General features: G+C 68.7%; 16 protein-coding genes. 8 read left to right on the top strand and 8 right to left on the bottom strand.

The features are described 5' to 3' along the window. Positions 1-3 precede the first annotated feature (3 nt). The 6 genes from rpsK to QRN16_RS17360 all read right to left on the bottom strand — a co-directional run bounded on the left by rpsK (position 4) and on the right by QRN16_RS17360 (position 2805). A complete protein-coding gene (gene rpsK, locus QRN16_RS17385) occupies positions 4-417 on the bottom strand; it encodes a 30S ribosomal protein S11 (RefSeq protein WP_027503824.1) in 414 nt (137 codons plus the stop codon). Further along, entirely contained in the window at positions 417-791 is a 375-nt protein-coding gene (gene rpsM, locus QRN16_RS17380) for a 30S ribosomal protein S13 (RefSeq protein WP_027503825.1), read from the bottom strand. Before rpsM ends, rpsK begins: the two co-directional genes overlap by 1 nt. 173 nt (positions 792-964) lie before the next feature. Continuing rightward, positions 965-1078, bottom strand: coding sequence for a 50S ribosomal protein L36 (gene rpmJ / locus QRN16_RS17375; protein ID WP_009679193.1), 114 nt, complete (start codon positions 1076-1078; stop codon positions 965-967). A gap of 99 nt (positions 1079-1177) precedes the next feature. Further along, positions 1178-1399 carry a translation initiation factor IF-1 gene (gene infA / locus QRN16_RS17370; protein ID WP_005140011.1) on the bottom strand — a complete coding sequence of 74 codons (222 nt, stop codon included), beginning with the start codon at positions 1397-1399 and terminating at the stop codon, positions 1178-1180. A 141-nt stretch (positions 1400-1540) separates the two neighbouring features. Further along, the gene (locus QRN16_RS17365) at positions 1541-1960 is read right to left on the bottom strand and encodes a VOC family protein (protein WP_285188504.1); all 420 of its coding nucleotides are present in this window, start codon (positions 1958-1960) and stop codon (positions 1541-1543) included. After that, positions 1957-2805, bottom strand: a complete 849-nt coding sequence (locus tag QRN16_RS17360) for a helix-turn-helix domain-containing protein (protein WP_056442636.1) — start codon at positions 2803-2805, stop codon at positions 1957-1959. The genes QRN16_RS17365 and QRN16_RS17360 overlap by 4 nt, the downstream gene beginning before the upstream one ends. Positions 2806-2879: 74 nt before the next feature. Between QRN16_RS17360 and QRN16_RS17355 the strand changes: the two genes are divergently transcribed. The 6 genes from QRN16_RS17355 to QRN16_RS17330 all read left to right on the top strand — a co-directional run bounded on the left by QRN16_RS17355 (position 2880) and on the right by QRN16_RS17330 (position 13705). Then, positions 2880-3566, top strand: a complete 687-nt coding sequence (locus tag QRN16_RS17355; protein WP_056442559.1) for a hypothetical protein — start codon at positions 2880-2882, stop codon at positions 3564-3566. A gap of 3 nt (positions 3567-3569) precedes the next feature. After that, a complete protein-coding gene (locus QRN16_RS17350; protein ID WP_285188500.1) occupies positions 3570-4520 on the top strand; it encodes an ATP-binding cassette domain-containing protein in 951 nt (316 codons plus the stop codon). After that, on the top strand, positions 4517-5296 hold the full coding sequence (locus tag QRN16_RS17345; protein ID WP_285188498.1) for a hypothetical protein: 780 nt from the start codon (positions 4517-4519) through the stop codon (positions 5294-5296). Before QRN16_RS17350 ends, QRN16_RS17345 begins: the two co-directional genes overlap by 4 nt. Further along, positions 5293-9153, top strand: a complete 3861-nt coding sequence (locus tag QRN16_RS17340) for an ABC transporter ATP-binding protein (protein ID WP_285188496.1) — start codon at positions 5293-5295, stop codon at positions 9151-9153. Before QRN16_RS17345 ends, QRN16_RS17340 begins: the two co-directional genes overlap by 4 nt. Before the next feature lie 36 nt (positions 9154-9189). Beyond that, on the top strand, positions 9190-12984 hold the full coding sequence (locus QRN16_RS17335) for a multifunctional oxoglutarate decarboxylase/oxoglutarate dehydrogenase thiamine pyrophosphate-binding subunit/dihydrolipoyllysine-residue succinyltransferase subunit (protein WP_082544354.1): 3795 nt from the start codon (positions 9190-9192) through the stop codon (positions 12982-12984). Positions 12985-13072: 88 nt separating this feature from the next. Next, entirely contained in the window at positions 13073-13705 is a 633-nt protein-coding gene (locus QRN16_RS17330) for an AAA family ATPase (protein WP_285188492.1), read from the top strand. A 5-nt stretch (positions 13706-13710) separates the two neighbouring features. Here QRN16_RS17330 and QRN16_RS17325 read toward each other — a convergent pair whose 3' ends face one another. Next, entirely contained in the window at positions 13711-14742 is a 1032-nt protein-coding gene (locus tag QRN16_RS17325; RefSeq protein WP_027503832.1) for a beta-ketoacyl-ACP synthase III, read from the bottom strand. A 103-nt stretch (positions 14743-14845) separates the two neighbouring features. Continuing rightward, positions 14846-15472, bottom strand: a complete 627-nt coding sequence (locus QRN16_RS17320) for a TetR/AcrR family transcriptional regulator (RefSeq protein WP_027503833.1) — start codon at positions 15470-15472, stop codon at positions 14846-14848. Positions 15473-15541: 69 nt separating this feature from the next. On the opposite strand from QRN16_RS17320, the gene QRN16_RS17315 reads away from it, so the two are divergent. Beyond that, positions 15542-17125, top strand: a complete 1584-nt coding sequence (locus QRN16_RS17315) for a flavin-containing monooxygenase (protein WP_285188486.1) — start codon at positions 15542-15544, stop codon at positions 17123-17125. Then, on the top strand, positions 17122-17961 hold the full coding sequence (locus QRN16_RS17310) for an SDR family NAD(P)-dependent oxidoreductase (RefSeq protein WP_056442564.1): 840 nt from the start codon (positions 17122-17124) through the stop codon (positions 17959-17961). The genes QRN16_RS17315 and QRN16_RS17310 overlap by 4 nt, the downstream gene beginning before the upstream one ends. Positions 17962-17979: the final 18 nt, after the last annotated feature.

The raw sequence follows: 17979 nt of genomic DNA, 5'->3' as shown, positions 1-17979 counted from the left end.
CCGCTAGACGCGACGGCGCTTGGGCGGACGGCAGCCGTTGTGCGGCTGGGGGGTGACATCGGAGATGGTGCCGACCTCGAGGCCTGCCGCCTGGAGCGAACGGATCGCGGTCTCGCGGCCGGAGCCGGGACCCTTCACGAAGACGTCGACCTTCTTGACGCCGTGCTCCTGCGCCTTGCGCGCGGCACTCTCGGCAGCGAGCTGAGCGGCGAACGGAGTCGACTTGCGCGAGCCCTTGAAGCCCACGTGGCCCGAGGACGCCCACGAGATGACGTTGCCCGACGGGTCGGTGATCGACACGATCGTGTTGTTGAACGTGCTCTTGATGTGAGCGCTGCCGTGCGGGACGTTCTTCTTGTCCCTGCGGCGCGTCTTCTGGGTCTTCTTCGGACCGGAGGTGCGTGACTTCGGGGGCATTACTTCGCCTTCTTCTTGCCGGCAATGGTGCGCTTCGGTCCCTTACGGGTGCGCGCATTGGTCTTCGTGCGCTGTCCACGGACGGGCAGACCACGACGGTGGCGAAGGCCCTGGTAGCAGCCGATCTCGATCTTGCGACGGATGTCGGCCTGCACCTCGCGGCGCAGGTCGCCCTCGACCTTGAGCGACTCCTCGATGTACTCGCGGAGCTTGGTCAGGTCCTCGTCGGTGAGGTCCTTGCTCCGGAGATCGGGGCTGACGCCCGTGGCGGAGAGAATCTCCTGCGAACGGGTACGGCCGATGCCGTAGATGTAGGTGAGTGCGATCTCCATGCGCTTCTCGCGCGGAAGATCCACACCGGCTAGACGTGCCATGTGGCGTTTTCCTTCATTCGTGCGGAGGTCTGCTCCCAGTCCGTCCCCATACATGTGGTGCTCGGGGCCCCGGCCTCCGCGGCCGGGGGTGTACTACCCGCGTGTGGGCAGCTGGTGCTGGGAGGTCTTCTTCTGGCATGTGGAGCCAAGTAGATCTTCGAGAGGGGGGTTGATCAGCCCTGACGCTGCTTGTGGCGCAGGTTGTCGCAGATCACCATGACCCGGCCGTTACGGCGGATCACTTTGCACTTCTCGCAGATCGGCTTGACGCTCGGCTTGACCTTCACGTCTTTTCGATCTCCTGGTCGCGTCCGAGGATCACGCGCGAACGCGCCGAACCTCGGACATGGTTGATCCCCGGCTCGCGAGGAACCGGGGACTCTTGACTACTTGTAGCGGTAGACGATCCGCCCGCGTGTCAGGTCGTAGGGAGACAGCTCGACCACGACGCGATCCTCGGGGAGGATGCGGATGTAGTGCTGCCGCATCTTGCCGCTGATGTGAGCGAGCACCTTGTGACCGTTCTCCAGCTCGATGCGAAACATCGCATTGGGCAGGGGTTCGACTACTCGGCCCTCGACCTCGATTGCGCCGTCCTTCTTTGCCATATCCTCCGCGATCCTGGTTTGCACACCTGATTGACGTCTCGTAACCACACTTCGTGCAGGCACGCGTGAACGCACCGACGTTCCATGTTACCGGGTCGGAGCGAGCAGGCCAAACCAGCCGTCCACAGGCGCGGAGCACCCTCAGCCCGAATGGCCCCGATAGGTGCCGAAGGACCAGTGCACCCCCTCGGGATCGCGGCAGGTGAAACCCTGGCCGCCGTAGTCCTCGTCGCGCAGGGGTTCCACGATACGGGCGCCGGCCTCGCGCGCGCGATCGTGCAGTCGCGTCAGTTCGTCCTGTCCCACGGCAACGTAGACGGCGCCGACTCCGGGCGGCAGGCCCGCGATGGTGCTGTCCGGTCGCGCCGAGCCGAGCATGACGGCTCCGCCGCCGGGGCGGACGAGCTCGGCGTGGTCGACGCGCTCCCCCTCGCCGTACACGGCGGCCTCGGTGAAGCCGAGGACGTCGACGATAAAGGCGATCGCGGCACGCGCGTCGTCGTAGCGGAGTGCGGGCCAGACGACGGTCGGGGTGGTCTCGGTGTGCTGTGTCTCGGTCATGCCGTCGATCCTGTCGCCGCGGAGGTGCGCTCGTCTTGTACGGATGCGAACACCTCGTTCGCACGCCACACCGAGGGCGCCGATCCCGCCAGCGCGCGCCAGTCCCGTGCCATGTGTGCCTGGTCGAAGTAGCCGCAGACCGACGCCACCTCGGCGAGCCGGGGCGGTTCGGCCACCCGCAGCATCGCGTGCGCTCGGGCGAAGCGCCCCAGCCGGACCGCGTCCCGCGGCGTGACGGCGTACTCGGAGGCGAACGCGGTCTCGAGGCGTCGACGGCTCCATCCGACCTCCGCGGCGACCTGCTCCACCGACATCGCGGTGGGGCCGGTGGTCCGCGCCCACGCCCGTTCCAGCCGGGCATCCGGTTGCGGGGCCCGGCCCAGTCGCGCGCACAGCGTGCGGTCCAGCAGCGCGAATGCCTCACGCCATCCGGTCGCTGCGTGCACGCCGTCGAGAAGCCGAGCGGCATCGCGCCCGAGCAGGTCCTCCAACGGCACGATGTACTGGCGCAACTCGGCGGGCGGGACGTGGAGCAGCGCGCGGCACCCCGCCGGCGTCACCGTGATCTGGACACCATGCTGCTCGCCGTCGTGCTCGATCACGACGGGTTCGGTCCCCAGACCCGACGCGAGGGCACCGAACTCCCCCGGCCGCTGATCCGCCATCGCGGTGCGGGAGATCGTGAGCGGTGGCCCGATCGGCAGAATGATCGTCAGGTCGACGGACGGCATGCCGACGTGCGAGCCCGGCGCGAAGCCGGAGAGGCGGTACCCCTCGTAGCGACGCACGAGGCCGCGGAGGGCCCGCGACGGCACCGCGGTCGCGCCGTCCGACACGGCTGTCATGGGCACACGGTAGAACGGTACGAGCGAGGCCGCCCGGCATTCGTGCACACACTGCGGACGAGGAGGACCGATCGATGGCCGAGGATCCAGGACGCGTCGAGAAGGCGTTGGTGTCGATCCTCGACAACGGGAGCCGACTGCAGGGCCCCGCCGTCGAGAAGTACGTCTGGCGAATTCGCCGCGCGCATCCCACCGAGTCGCCGGCGCAGATCATCGGTCGCCTGGAGAAGACGTTCCTGAACGCCGTGACGGGAAGCGGCGGGGCTGCCGGGGCCACCGCCGCGGTGCCCGGCATCGGCACCGTCGCGTCGGTCGCTGCCGTCGGCACCGAGACGGCCTTCTTCGTCGAGGCCTCCGCACTGCTCACCCTGTCGGTGGCCGCTGTCCACGGCATCGCCGTGCACGACCACGAACAGCGGCGTGCGCTGGTGCTGGCGGTCGCTCTCGGTGAGTCCGGCCGGGAGATCGTCGGCAGGACACTGGGCCGCGGCAACGTGGGCCGCGTGCTCACCGCCGGGATCCCCGGCGCGAACCTCGGCAGTCTGAACAAGCGGCTCGTCCGCAAGTTCGTCGCCAAGTACGCCGCGAAGCGAGGGGCGGTCATGCTCGGCACGCTGCTGCCCGCGGGCATCGGAGCCGTCATCGGCGGAGCCGGCAACCGCGCCTTGGGCAAAGGCGTCGTCACCAATGCACGGGACGCCTTCGGGCCGCCGCCGGCGCGGTGGCAGGACGCACCGGGCGTCGTCGAGCCGGACGCCTGACGCGTGCACGTCACCACCGAGACGAGCCCCGGACACGCGCTCGAGGCGCGTGACCTCACCAAGACGTACGGAACCGCGGTCGCCGCCGCGCGGATCGGGTTCGTCGTACCGCGCGGATCGGTGACCGGGTTGTTCGGACCCGTCGGTTCCGGCACGTCGACCACGCTGCGAATGCTCCTCGGGCTCGTGCAGCCCGACGAGGGTGCGGCGCTGGTGGAGGGCCTGCCGTACGCGGCACTCGTCGAGCCGGGCCGCGCCGTCGGTGCCGTGCTCGGCGGCGGCGGCGCGCACCCCCGCCGCACGGCGCGCGCACACCTGCGCACTCTCGCGCCCGTCCTCGGTGTCGCCGACTCACGCGTGGAGGAGGTGCTCGCACTCGTCGGTCTGCACGACGTCGCCGGTCGCCGCGTCGGCGAGTTCTCTCTCGGGATGCGGCAGCGCCTCGCGCTCGCGGCGGCACTGCTCGGCACACCTCGCATCCTCGTGCTGGACGAGCCGACCGACGGTCTCGACCCCGGCGGCATCGTGTGGCTCCGCGACTTCCTGCGCGGATTCGCTCGTGCGGGCGGCTCCGTTCTGGTGTCCGGCCACGTCGTTCGCGAGCTCGAGGCGATCGTCGACCACGTCGTGATCCTCGACCGCGGCTCGGTCGTCTTCCACGGCAGTATCGGTGAGCTCCGCGGTACCCGTCCCGCCCGAATCCTGGTACACAGTTCGAACCCCGCCGCCCTGGCACTGGGCCTCGCCGCGTCCGGCCACACCGACGCCGTGCTGGGTCCCGACGGCCGACTCGTGGTCACCGGTGTCGGCGAGGCCGTGATCCGGTCGACGGCGCTCGCGTCCGGGGTGACCGTCCACGGAACCGTGGTGTCCGCCGTGGACCTCGAGCAGATCTACCTGTCCCTCACGACCCCGGTCGGTCCGCATCCCGCCCTCACCGGAGCTCGGCGATGAGCCCCACGGCAGGCGGTCTGCTCCGATCGGAGATCCGCCGGGTCGGATCGTTGCGGTCGTGGTGGGCACTGGGTCTACCGCCCGTGCTGATCGGCGGATTCGCCAGCGCCGTGTACGCCGCCATCGCGTCGTCGGACGCGCTCACCGGCGTCGACGACGCCAATCGCGTCGCCGCTCTCATCGGGTTGTACGTCACCGTGGGCGTGTCGGTGCTGTTCGCCGCCGTGTTCGGCGCGGTGCACGCCGCGACCGACCTGCGCCACGGCGCCGCGTCCACGACCTTCCTCGCCGCGCCGCGTCGCGGTCAGGTGGTGGCCGCCAGGATTCTCGTCTCGGCCGCCGTCGGTGCCGCGTACGCCGTGGTGTCCGTCCTCGTCAGCGTGGCGTCGCTCGCACTGTTCGGGGGCAACACAGTGGTGGACGACGGACTGGTGATCGCGGTCTGTCTTCTCGGCATCGTCGTCTCCGCGCTGTGGTGTGTCCTCGGCTGCGGGCTCGGGCTGCTCACCGGCTCCCCTGCCATCGCGGCGATCGTCGTGGTCGCGTGGCTACCGATCGGAGAGCTCGTCGTGATCGCGGTGCTCAGCGGCATCGGCGCGGAGGCGGTCGCCGCCCTGCTCCCCGGAGCCACCACCGTCGCGATCATGGCAGCGGACAAGGGGACGGACGGCGACATGCTGCTTCCGTTCTCCGCTGCCGTCATCGGACTGCTGCTGTGGACCATCGGCATCGCCGGAGCCGGGTGGCTGCGCACCACTCGCCGAGACGTGACGTGAGCACTCCCGATTCGCGAGGGTGGATCCGCAGGCTGGCGTCGGACTGCTTCGCTCATCGCCGCGTCGCGGTGGGCGCACTCGCGGTGACCTTCGTGGCCGCTGCCATCGACATCATGTTCCCCCTCCTCACCCGCGCCGCCGTCGACGGCGCGGCGGCCAGCCGCACCGACCACATCGCCACCATCGCCGCGGCCATCGCGGGACTGGCCGTCGTCCGCTTCGCGTGCCAGTTCGGGCGGCGCCTCCTCGCCGGCGCCCTGTCCATCGACGTGCAACACGGACTGCGCCAACGCCTGCTCGCGTCGCTGCACCGCCTCGACGGCGAGCGGCAGGACGAGGTACAGGTCGGTCAGGTGGTGTCGCGCTCGATCACCGACCTGCAGCTGGTGCAGGGTCTGCTCGCCATGGTCCCGTTGTCGGCGGGCGCCCTGCTGCAGTTCGTCCTGGCTCTCGGCGTGATGGCGTATCTGTCGCCGCTGCTCACCCTGGTGGCGCTCGCCGTCGTACCGGCCATCAGCGTGCTGGTGGTCCGCATGCGCCCCACGCTGTACGCGGCCACCTGGTCGGCCCAGCAGCAGGCCGCGGAACTGGCCGGGCACGTGGAGGAGACGGTCACCGGCGTGCGCGTGGTCAAGGGCTTCGGCCAGGAATCGCGTGCCGTGGACACGCTGGAGCGCATCGGCCGGCGGCTGTACGCCGAGCGCCTGCGTGCCGCCGTCGTGAACTCCCGATTCGCCCCCGGCATGGCGGCGCTGCCGCAGCTCGGTCTGGTGGGTGTGGTGGCCCTGGGTGGGTGGTCGGCTCTGTCCGGTTCCATCACCGTCGGCACGTTCCTGGCCTTCGCGAGTTACGTCGCCACGATGGCCGCCGTGACCCGGACACTCACGTCCGTCGTGGTCATGGCCCAGCTGTCCCGTGCCGCGGTCGAACGGGTGTACGGCGTCATCGACACCCGGCCGGCGCACGAGGAACCCGAGAATCCGGTACCGATCCCGGACGGACCACTGGGGCTGCGTCTGCGCGACGTCCGATTCGGTTTCGACCCCGACGCCCCCGTGCTCGACGGACTGGACCTCACGGTCGCGCCGGGCGAGACGGTGGCGGTGGTGGGCCCCTCCGGCAGCGGCAAGTCGACCCTGTCCATGCTGCTGCCGCGGTTCTACCGACCGTCGTCGGGCAGCATCGTGCTCACGTCCGAGATCGGCGACGTCGACATCGCCGACCTGTCCGCCGACGACCTCCGCGCGGCGGTGTCGGTCGCGTTCGACGATCCGTTCCTGTTCTCCTCCAGCGTCGCGCGCAACATCGCCCTCGGTGCCCCCGACGCGTCGGAGGCGAGTGTCCGCGACGCGGCCACGCGCGCCATGGCCGACGACTTCGTCCGCGACCTGTCCGACGGTTACGACACCACGGTGGGTGAGCGCGGGCTCTCGCTGTCCGGTGGCCAACGCCAACGCATCGCGCTCGCGCGGGTCCTGCTGTCCTCCCCGCGCGTCCTGGTCCTCGACGACGCCACCTCGGCCGTCGATGCCCGCACGGAGGCAGCGATCTTCGACCGGCTGCGTTCCGGTCCACGCCGGACGACGGTGCTGCTCGCGCACCGTAGGTCGACGCTCGCGCTGGCCGATCGCGTCGCCGTCCTGGACCGGGGGCGCATCGTCGACATCGGCACCGAGGCCGAACTCGACGAGCGTTGCCCCCTGTTCCGCGCGCTGATGTCCGGCGCAGGCGAGAAGTCCGAGCCGGCGCAGGACGACGTGCCCGCCGACTCGCTGTGGCCGGACGACGGCGACTCCACCGAGTTCGCGTCCTCACCCGCCTCCCGCGCGAGCGCGGACGGCGCGGCTGCCGGCGGCCCTCCCGGCCCGGGCGGTCACATGGCGTCGTCACTCGGCGGCGCCGTGCCCACCGAGGCCATGACCGAGATCCTGACCCGACTCGCCCCGGCCGACGAGGACCCGCGCGTCGACACCGCGACGGCTCGGCGGGACGAGTCGACGTTCACCCTGCGGCGCACCCTCGCCCCCGTCGCCGGACTGCTCGCGGTGGTCATGGTCTGCCTGGCGTTCGACTCGGCCGTCACCATCGCCTTCCCGTCGATCGTGCGGTTCGCCGTCGACCACGGTGTCGCCGAGAGGTCCACCGGAATCCTCGCGGCGGTGTCGGGCATCGCGCTTGCGCTGGTGATCGTCGACTGGCTCGTGGTCCGCACCATGACGGTGGTGACCGCGCGGGCCGGTGAGCGCGTGCTCTTCGGGCTCCGCGTCCGCAGCTACGCGCACCTGCAGCGTCTCGGCCTCGACTACTACGAGCGAGAACTGTCCGGCCGGATCATGACCCGCATGACGACCGACGTGGACGCGTTGTCGGCGTTCATGCAGACGGGTCTCTCGACGGCCGTCGTCAGCCTCCTGACGATCGTCGGCGTGTCGGCCGCCTTGATCCTCACCGACGGCGTCCTCGCCGCGGTGGCCCTGTCGGTCGTCCCGATCCTGGTGGTGGCGACGCTGGTGTTCCGCCGCATCTCCGCTCGCGCGTACTCGACGTCACGCGAGCGCATCTCGGCCGTCAACGCGGAGTTCCAGGAGAACGTCACCGGACTACGGGTCACGCAGGCGTACCGGCATCAGACGGCTGCGGCACGCTCGTTCCTCGCCCGCTCCGAGTCGTACCGCCGCAGCCGGATGCGGTCGCAACGGGCCATCTCGGTGTTCTTCCCGTTCATCGCGTTCCTGTCGGACCTCGCCCTCGCCGCCGTGGTCCTCGTCGGTGCGTACCGCGTGGCCGACGGGCGCACCTCGGCCGGCGCCCTCGTCGCCTTCGTGCTGTACCTGGGTCTGCTCTTCGGCCCCATCCAACAGTTGTCCCAGGTGTTCGACGGCTATCAGCAGGCGTCCGTGGGTCTCACTCGCATCGGTGACCTGTTGCGCACCCGCAGCTCGATCGAGCAGGCCGGGTCGTCGACGCCGGTCTCGGTCCCACCGCGACTGCGCGGCGACATCGCGCTGAAGGACGTCACCTTCCGCTACGCCGGGGCTCCGCGGGATGCGCTGACGTCGGTCGACCTGCACGTTCCGGCGGGATCGACGGTGGCACTGGTGGGTCGCACCGGCGCCGGCAAGTCGACCATCGTGAAGTTGATGGCGCGGTTCTACGACCCGACCACCGGGGACGTCGTCGTGGACGACGTGCCCGTGCGGTCGTACCCGCTCGGCGACTACCGCCGACGTCTGGGAGTCGTTCCGCAGGAGGCGCATCTCTTCAGCGGCACCATCGCTTCCAACATCGCTTTCGGGCGTCCGGAGGCGACGCGCGCCGACATCGAGAGCGCGGCCCGCGCCGTGGGGGCACTGCCCGCCATCGCCACACTCCCCCTCGGCATGGCGACGCCCGTCGGAGAACGTGGCCGCGGCCTCGCGGCGGGAACCCGGCAGTTACTGGCGCTGGCGCGCGCCGAGCTGGTCGATCCCGACATCCTGTTGCTCGACGAGGCGACGGCGACCCTGGACCCGGAGACGGAACGAGCCGTCCTGGACGCCGGCCGCACCGTGACCACCCGTCGGACATCGGTGATCGTGGCGCACCGCCTCGCGACCGCCGCGCGGGCCGATCTCGTCGTGGTGGTCGACGACGGGCGCATCGTGGAGAGCGGAACCCACGAGAACCTGGTGCGCTCGGACGGTTTCTACGCCGAACTCTGGGAAACCACCGAGGGACGTACCGCGGCTGTGAGTGGCGCGGGTCACGCAGCCGGCGACGGCACGACCACGCCACACACCGGTGAAGCCGATCACAAGGGTGATCCGGACACACGGCCGCGGACCGAAAGGTCTAACCTTGATCGTGCCGTGCGCTGAGCGAGAACGAAGAAGGAAACGAGGCGAACACCTGCCGTGAGCAGCAGCTCTACAACACAGTTCGGACAGAATCAGTGGTTGGTCGACGAAATGTACCAGCGTTTCAAGACCGATCCGTCGTCGGTCGACGAGAGCTGGCACGAGTTCCTCGCCGACTACACGCCCGAGCAGAACGGTAGCGGCGATCCCGCCACCGACACCGAGACCACCACAGCCGCACCCGCTTCCGCGAAGGCAGCTGCGCCGAAGGCGGACAAGCCTGCCGCGCCGAAGGCGGAGAAGCCTGCCGCGCCGAAGGCCGACAAGCCGGCCGCCGCGAAGACCGACAAGCCGGCACCGAAGGCGGAGACCAAGCCCGTGACCACAGCTGCCCCCGCGAAGTCGACCGCCGCCGCCGGTCCGGCCGAGAAGAAGTCCGCGGCCGTGCCGCCCGCACAGCCGGAGTCGGACGCGCCGAAGGAGGACACGACCAAGGTGCTCCGCGGCGCCTCGGCCGCGGTCGCCAAGAACATGGCCGCCTCGTTGCAGATCCCGACGGCCACCAGCGTGCGCGCCATCCCCGCGAAGCTGATGATCGACAACCGTCTCGTGATCAACAACCACCTCGCGCGCACCCGCGGTGGCAAGATCTCGTTCACTCACCTGCTCGGTTACGCCATCGTGCAGGCGGTCAAGTCGTTCCCCAACATGAACCGGCACTTCGCCGAGATCGACGGCAAGCCCAACGCGGTCACCCCCGCGCACACCAACCTCGGCCTCGCCATCGACCTGCCGGGCAAGGACGGTTCGCGGTCACTCGTCGTCGCCGCGATCAAGGGGTGCGAGGAGTTCACGTTCAACCAGTTCCACACTGCCTACGAGGACATCGTCCGTCGTGCGCGCGACGGCAAGCTCACCGCCGCCGACTTCAGCGGCGTCACGATCTCGCTGACCAACCCGGGCACCATCGGCACCGTGCACTCGGTTCCACGTCTGATGAACGGTCAGGGCACCATCATCGGCGCCGGCGCCATGGAGTACCCCGCAGAGTTCCAGGGCTCCAGCGAGGAGCGCATCGCCGAGATGGGCGTCGGCAAGCTGATGACGCTCACCTCGACGTACGACCACCGCCTCATCCAGGGCGCGGAGTCGGGCGACTTCCTTCGCACGATCCACAACCTGCTGATCAGCGACGAGTTCTACGACCAGATCTTCCACGGTCTGGCCATCCCCTACGAGCCGATCCGCTGGCGTCGTGACCTGCCCACCGGCGGCGTCGACAAGAACACGCGCGTCCTCGAGCTCATCGCGGCCTACCGGAACCGTGGCCACCTCATGGCCGACACGGATCCGTTGATGTTCACCAAGGACAAGTTCCGGATGCACCCGGACCTCGACGTGATCAGCCACGACCTGACGTTGTGGGACCTCGACCGCGAGTTCCAGGTCGGCGGCTTCCACGGCCAGGACAAGATGAAGCTGCGCGACGTGCTCAGCGTGCTGCGCGACTCCTACTGCCGTCACGCCGCCATCGAGTACACGCACATCCTCGAGACCGACCAGGTGGCGTGGCTCCAGGAGCGCGTCGAGGCCAAGCACGTCAAGCCGACGGTCGCTCAGCAGAAGTACATCCTCAGCAAGCTCAACGCGGCCGAGGCGTTCGAGACGTTCCTGCAGACGAAGTACGTCGGACAGAAGCGCTTCTCGCTCGAGGGCGCGGAGTCCGTCATCCCGATGATGGACTCGGTCATCGACCAGTCCGCCGAGCACGCCCTCGACGAGGTCGTCATCGGCATGCCGCACCGTGGACGCCTGAACGTGCTCGCCAACATCGTCGGCAAGCCGTACTCGAAGATCTTCACCGAGTTCGAGGGCAACATGAACCCGGCCGCCGCACACGGGTCGGGCGACGTGAAGTACCACCTCGGTGCCGAGGGCAACTACATCCAGATGTTCGGCGAGAACGACATCAAGGTGTCGCTCACGGCCAACCCCTCGCACCTCGAGGCGGTCGACCCGGTCCTCGAGGGCCTGGTCCGCGCCAAGCAGGACATGCTGAACAAGGGCGACTCGTCCGACGGCTTCTCCGTCCTGCCGCTCATGCTGCACGGCGACGCGGCCTTCGCGGGCCAGGGCGTGGTGGCGGAGACGCTGAACCTCGCGCTGCTGCGCGGGTACCGCACCGGCGGCACCGTGCACATCGTCGTCAACAACCAGGTCGGCTTCACGACGGCGCCGGAGCACTCGCGCTCCAGCGAGTACTGCACCGACGTCGCGAAGATGATCGGCGCACCGATCTTCCACGTGAACGGCGACGACCCGGAGGCGTGCGCCTGGGTGGCTCGACTGGCGGTCGACTTCCGTCAGAAGTTCCACAAGGACGTCGTCATCGACATGATCTGCTACCGCCGTCGCGGCCACAACGAGGGTGACGATCCCTCGATGACGCAGCCGGCGATGTACGACGTGATCGACACCAAGCGCAGCGTCCGCAAGAGCTACACCGAGTCGCTCATCGGTCGTGGCGACATCAGCCTCAAGGAGGCCGAGGACGCACTCCGCGACTACCAGGGCCAGCTCGAACGCGTCTTCAACGAGGTGCGCGAACTCGAGAAGTACACACCGGAGCCGAGCGAGTCCGTCGAGCTCGACCAGCAGCTGCCCGCCAAGCTCACCACCGCGGTGGACAAGTCGGTTCTGCACCGCATCGGCGACGCGTTCGTCAACGTCCCGGACGGTTTCACCGTGCACCCGCGCGTGCAGCCCGTCCTCGACAAGCGTCGCGAGATGGCCTACGAGGGCAAGGTCGACTGGGCGTTCGGCGAGCTGCTCGCACTCGGCACGCTGATCGACGAGGGCAAGCTCGTGCGCATGTCCGGCCAGGACACCCGTCGCGGCACGTTCACGCAGCGGCACTCGGTCATCATCGATCGCAAGACCGGTGAGGAGTACACGCCACTGCACAACCTCGGCAGCGACGATCCGGGCAAGTTCCTGGTCTACGACTCCGCGCTGAGCGAGTACGCGGCGGTGGGCTTCGAGTACGGCTACTCCGTGGGCAACCCGGACGCTCTGGTGCTGTGGGAAGCGCAGTTCGGCGACTTCGTCAACGGTGCCCAGTCCATCATCGACGAGTTCATCTCGTCCGGTGAGGCCAAGTGGGGACAGCTCTCCGACGTCGTTCTGCTGCTGCCGCACGGCCACGAGGGCCAGGGCCCCGACCACACCTCGGGACGCATCGAGCGGTTCCTGCAGCTGTGCGCCGAGGGATCGATGACGGTCGCGGTGCCGTCCACGCCGGCGAACTACTTCCACCTGCTGCGTCGTCACGCACGTGACGGCATCCAGCGGCCCCTGGTCGTGTTCACCCCGAAGTCGATGCTGCGCAACAAGGCTGCGGTCAGCAACATCGAGGACTTCACCGACGGCAAGTTCCACTCCGTCTTCGACGAGCCCACCTACGACTCGGGCGACGGTGACCGCAAGAAGGTCGAGCGGGTGCTCATGGTCAGCGGCAAGCTGTACTACGAGCTGCTCGCCTTCAAGCAGAAGAACAAGCGGGACGACGTCGCCATCGTGCGGGTCGAGCAGCTCTACCCGATCCCCAGCCGCCGCATCGCGGAGGCGCTGGACGGCTACCCCAACGCCACCGAGTACCGGTGGGTCCAGGAGGAGCCGGCCAACCAGGGTGCGTGGCCGACGTTCGGTCTCGCGTTCCCGGAGCTGCTTCCCGAGCGTCTGTCCGGCATCAAGCGCGTCTCGCGGCGTCCGATGTCCGCACCGTCGTCGGGTTCGAGCAAGGTCCACGCGGTCGAGCAGGCCGAGATCATCGACACGGCCTTCAACGGGTGATCGTTCACCTGTGACGCTGCCACTGAGCCGGGTCGAGTTCACTCCACGGAGGGGATTTGACCCGGCTTCGTGGTATCTGCAGGTACCCGTGGTCGCCGAGATCGTGCGCACCGGGCTCGACTTCGACAGTCCTATGACCGTGATCGTCGGGGAGAACGGAACCGGGAAGTCGACGCTGATGGAGGCGCTGGCCGCGTGCTGGGCCTTCGGTCTCGGTGCGGCCGACGCGATGTGGTCACCCGGCGGCGGGGCGCAGGACACCGACCTGCACAAGCACCTGACGTGCCACGGTGCCCGACCGCGGCCGCAGGGCGGGTGTTTCCTGCGCGCCGAGACGATGCACGGATTGTTCGAGTCCGCGGACGCACGGCGAGTCCGCGACACCGACGTCGTCTACAACGCGCTGTCCCACGGACAGTCGTTTCTGCGCTATGTCGCGGATCGCCCTGTCGCAGTCGGACTCTGGTTGATGGACGAGCCCGAGGCGGCCTTGTCGTTCCAGTCGTGTCTGGCGTTGATCTCGGTGATGAAGGAACTGGTCGAGGAGGGCTCACAGATCGTGATGGCGACGCACTCGCCGGTGCTCGCGGCCATGCCGGGAGCACGCCTGCTCGAACTCGGCGAGGACGGTCTGTCGTCCACGACGTGGGAGGAGGCGCAGGTCGTCCGGGACTGGTCGGCGTTCTTCGACGCCCCCGACCGGTTCCTGCGCCACCTCTGACACGACTAGGCGGTCGGGGCCTCCGGCAACGTGACGACCTGGCCGGCGAACGACAGGCCGGCACCGAAACCGAGCAGCAGGGCGGTGTCGCCCTTCTTCGCCTTGCCGGTGCGCAGCACCTCCTCCACCGCGAGCGGGATCGAGGCGGCCGAGGTGTTGCCGGCCTCGGCGATGTCGTGTGCCACCGGGATGTCCTCGGCGAGTTCGAGGCTCTTCGCCAGCAGATCGGTGATGCGGGAGTTCGCCTGGTGCGGCACGAAGACGTCCAGCTCGGAGGCCTTGACGCCCGCCTTGTCGAGGGCCTCGCGTGCCACCTTGGCCATCTCGAACGCCGCCCAGCGGAAGACCGCGATACCGGTCATCGCGATCCACGGACGATCGGCGTTCGGATCCTCCTTCAGGTCCGCGAAGTACTGCAACCAGTCCTTGTCCTGCTTGATGGCGTCGGCCTGCGAGCCGTCCGAACCCCAGACGACCGGTCCGATGCCGGGCTCCTCGGTGCGGCCGACGACCATGGCGCCGGCACCGTCGCCGAAGATCATGCGCGTGCCGCGATCGTCGGGTCGCGTCGTGACGCTCAGGTGCTCGGTGCCGATGACCAAGACCTTGTCCGACGTGCCCGCGCGGACCATGTCCGAGGCGAGTGCGAGGCCGTAGCAGAAGCCCGCGCAGCCCGCGCCGAGGTCGAAGGCGCCGGGGCCACCGGTGCCGAGCGCGTCCGCGATGATCGACGCGGCGGGCGGTGTGAGCAACAGGTGAGTGGACGTCGCGATGATGACGCAGCCGATCTCGGCGGCGTCCACGCCGGAGTTCTCGAGGGCACGGCGTCCGGCCTCGATCGACATGGAGACCACGTTCTCGTTCTCCCCGGCGAAACGGCGGGACTCGATGCCCGTACGGGTACGGATCCACTCGTCGCTCGAGTCGATGGTCTTGCAGATCTCCTCGTTGGTGACGACACGCTCGGGCCGGTAGGCCCCGATTCCCAGGATTCCCGAGTGTCGCGTCTCGGTCGGGATACTGATCTGCGCGCCCATCGAAGGCCGTCCTCTCGTGCTGCCGACCGCCGCTCGTGCGCCGGTGTACGCCCTCACGTTACTGGTGCGGACCCGTCGATCGAAGGGGGTGTCGCTCGAGGTGTCATCCCGCGTCGGCACTCGCCCACGACAACTCGGTCGTGTCCGCCGTCGGCAGCGCCACGGCAGGCAGCGCGTGCACCAGCAGTTCGATCAGCTCGTCCCGGCTGAGGTCCTCCTGGTTCAGCCAGGTGATGGTGACCTCCTCGCAGAACGCCACCCAGCCGCGGATGGCCAGCGCGATCCGCGGGGTGCGCTCGACACCGAGCAGCGGGAGCTGCGACACCGTCCGTTCGACCATGACGTCGCGGGTGCGCTCGAAGACGGCCCGCATGTCGGGATCCCCGCTCGCGGTGCCGCGCAGCAGCGAGACGTAGCTGGAGCGGTGCTCGGTGACGTAGTCGACGTAGGACGCGAGTGCCACGGCGAGCGTCGTCAACGGGTCGAGCCCGACGGGCGGCTCGGTGGCGTCGAGCATCTGTCGGCTGGTGTGCTCGACGATCGCGACGTGGAAGTCGTGCTTGGACGAGAAATAGTGGAAGAGCAGCCCACGCGACACGCCCGCCTGGTCGGCGATGTCCTCGACCGAGATGGCGTCCAGCGTGCGCTCCGAGAGCATCTCGACCCCCAGGTCGATGAGCTGGGCCCGCCGCTGTTCCGGACTGAGCCGCGTTCGCTTCACGCTGTCCATGCGCTCCATACTACTGAACGTTCGTCAGTAACTGTTGACCTGCGCTCAATAAGGACCTAGTCTGGGTTCATGAGTCTTCCAGTTACAGATACCGACGCTGTCGCTGCACGCTACGTCGACACCATCATCATCGGCAGCGGTTTCGCAGGACTGGGCGCCGCGATCAAGCTGAGCCAGCAGGGAAGCACCGATTTCCTGGTCCTCGAGCGCGGCAGCGACGTCGGTGGCACGTGGCGCGACAACACCTACCCCGGTGCCGCCTGCGACGTGCCCTCGCACCTCTACTCGTACTCGTTCGCGCTGAATCCGGACTGGACCCGCTCGTTCTCCCGTCAGCCGGAGATTCAGAAGTACATCGAGAGCGTCGCGCGGCAGTACCGCGTGTACGACCGCCACGTCTTCGACTGCCACGTCGAGTCGGCCCGCTGGAACACCGCCACCTCGCAGTGGGACATCGTGACCACCCGGGGGAACTTCACGGCCAAGAAGGTCGTGTCCGCCGTCGGCGCCCTGTGCGAGCCGAACCTCCCGGACATCGCCGGCATCACCGATTTCCAGGGCGAGATCTTCCACTCGGCCCGCTGGAACCACGACGCGAGCCTCGAGGGCAAGCGCGTCGCCGTCATCGGTACCGGCGCCTCCGCGATCCAGATCGTCCCGGCCATCGCGCCGACGGTCGCCCATCTCGACGTCTACCAGCGCACCGCCCCGTGGGTCCTCCCGCGCTTCGACCGCGAGTACACCCGCATCGAGAAGCTGGCGTTCAAGTACCTCCCCGGCTACCAGCGTCTGTCACGCACCGGCATCTACGCCGCACGTGAGACCCAGGTCGTCGGCCTCACCCGCGTCCCCAAGCTCATGAAGGCGTTCGAGTTCATCGCGCGCCGACAGATCGCGAAGGGCATCCGCGACACCGAGCTGCGCCGCAAGGTGACGCCGAACTTCCGCATCGGCTGCAAGCGCATGCTGATCTCCAACAACTACTACCCGGCACTGGATCGACCGAACGTCGACCTGGTGACCGACGGTATCCGTGAGGTGCGGGCGCACTCCATCGTGACGGCCGACGGAACCGAGCGTGAGATCGACGCCCTGGTGGTCGCCACCGGATTCCACGTGACCGACTCCCCCACCTTCCAGGGCATCTTCGGCAAGGACGGCCGCTCGCTCGCCGAGGTCTTCGACGAGCGCGGACAGCAGGGATACAAGGGCGCCACGGTCGCGGGCTTCCCCAACCTGTTCTTCCTGGTCGGACCCAACACGGGCCTGGGGCACACCTCGATGGTGTTCATGATCGAGTCGCAGCTGAACTACGTGATCGACGCGCTCAACACGATCGACAAGCACGATCTCGGTGTCGTCGAGGTGCGCCGCGAGGTGCAGGACGAGTTCAACGCCGACCTGCAGACCAAGCTGAACAAGACGGTGTGGCTCAACGGCGGGTGCGCGAGCTGGTACCTCGACAAGCACGGCAACAACACGACGCTGTGGCCGGACTTCACCTTCGAGTTCCGCCGCATCACCCGCAACTTCGACCTCGAGGCATACGACGCCCTCGCGGCCGGCAACGTCACGAGGCCTGTGAGCGCCGTCGACGGCACCCCCACCCCTGCGACGACCGACAACGACGACGAGAAGGCGATCTCCCGATGAGCGAGTTCCGTGGACGAGTGGCCGTGGTGACCGGAGCCGGATCGGGGATCGGCCGTGCGCTGGCTCTCGAACTGGCGTCGCGCGGAGCACGACTCGCGCTGTCCGACGTCGACTCGGTCGGCCTGGCCGCCACCGTGGCGGCCGTGGAGCAGCGCGGCGGAGAGGTCCGCAGCGACCACCTCGACGTCAGCGAACGCGGCAGCGTGCTCGACTACGCGGAGACCGTGCGTCGGCACTTCGGTGTGGTGAACCAGGTCTACAACAACGCCGGCATCGCCTTCCACGGCGACGTCGAGAAGACCGAGTTCAAGGATCTCGAGCGCGTGATCGACGTCGACTTCTGGGGCGTCGTCAACGGTACGAAGGCATTCCTCCCGCATCTCGTCGAGTCGGGAGACGGTCACGTGGTCAACGTGTCCAGCCTGTTCGGCCTCCTGTCGATCCCGTCCCAGTCCGCGTACAACGCAGCCAAGTTCGCCGTGCGCGGCTTCACCGAGGCGTTGCGCCAGGAGATGCTGATCGCCCGCCACCCGGTGCACGTCACGTGTGTCCACCCGGGCGGCATCAAGACGGCGATCGCCCGCAACGCGACCGTCGCCGAGGGCCAGGACCAGAAGTCGGTGGCCGAGTTCTTCGACCGTCGCCTCGCGAAGACCACCCCGGAGCAGGCCGCCCTGGTGATCCTGCGCGGAGTGGAGAAGAACAAGGCCCGCGTGCTCATCGGCAACGACGCCCGCGCGCTCGACGCCCTCGCCCGCATCACGGGATCGCGGTACCAGGACATCATCGTCAGGCTGTCCTCGCGCGTCCTGCCGCGGACGACCACCCAGCGGTAGGGCTGACGGTAGGTTCGG

Origin of the sequence: Rhodococcus sp. MEB041 (assembly GCF_030208955.1) — a bacterium.
GTDB lineage: Bacteria > Actinomycetota > Actinomycetes > Mycobacteriales > Mycobacteriaceae > Rhodococcoides.
Note: the sequence above shows the minus strand (reverse complement) of the source record. Positions and strands in the feature narration are given on the sequence as shown.

Excerpts from the sequence above, each read along its gene's own strand:
- rpsK (WP_027503824.1), bottom strand. The coding sequence starts at position 417 with ATGCCCCCGAAGTCACGCACCTCCGGTCCGAAGAAGACCCAGAAGACG.
- QRN16_RS17325 (WP_027503832.1), bottom strand. The coding sequence starts at position 14,742 with ATGGGCGCGCAGATCAGTATCCCGACCGAGACGCGACACTCGGGAATC.
- QRN16_RS17310 (WP_056442564.1), top strand. The coding sequence starts at position 17,122 with ATGAGCGAGTTCCGTGGACGAGTGGCCGTGGTGACCGGAGCCGGATCG.
- infA (WP_005140011.1), bottom strand. The coding sequence starts at position 1,399 with ATGGCAAAGAAGGACGGCGCAATCGAGGTCGAGGGCCGAGTAGTCGAA.
- rpsM (WP_027503825.1), bottom strand. The coding sequence starts at position 791 with ATGGCACGTCTAGCCGGTGTGGATCTTCCGCGCGAGAAGCGCATGGAG.
- QRN16_RS17365 (WP_285188504.1), bottom strand. The coding sequence starts at position 1,960 with ATGACCGAGACACAGCACACCGAGACCACCCCGACCGTCGTCTGGCCC.
- QRN16_RS17355 (WP_056442559.1), top strand. The coding sequence starts at position 2,880 with ATGGCCGAGGATCCAGGACGCGTCGAGAAGGCGTTGGTGTCGATCCTC.
- QRN16_RS17320 (WP_027503833.1), bottom strand. The coding sequence starts at position 15,472 with ATGGACAGCGTGAAGCGAACGCGGCTCAGTCCGGAACAGCGGCGGGCC.
- QRN16_RS17345 (WP_285188498.1), top strand. The coding sequence starts at position 4,517 with ATGAGCCCCACGGCAGGCGGTCTGCTCCGATCGGAGATCCGCCGGGTC.
- QRN16_RS17315 (WP_285188486.1), top strand. The coding sequence starts at position 15,542 with ATGAGTCTTCCAGTTACAGATACCGACGCTGTCGCTGCACGCTACGTC.
- QRN16_RS17360 (WP_056442636.1), bottom strand. The coding sequence starts at position 2,805 with ATGACAGCCGTGTCGGACGGCGCGACCGCGGTGCCGTCGCGGGCCCTC.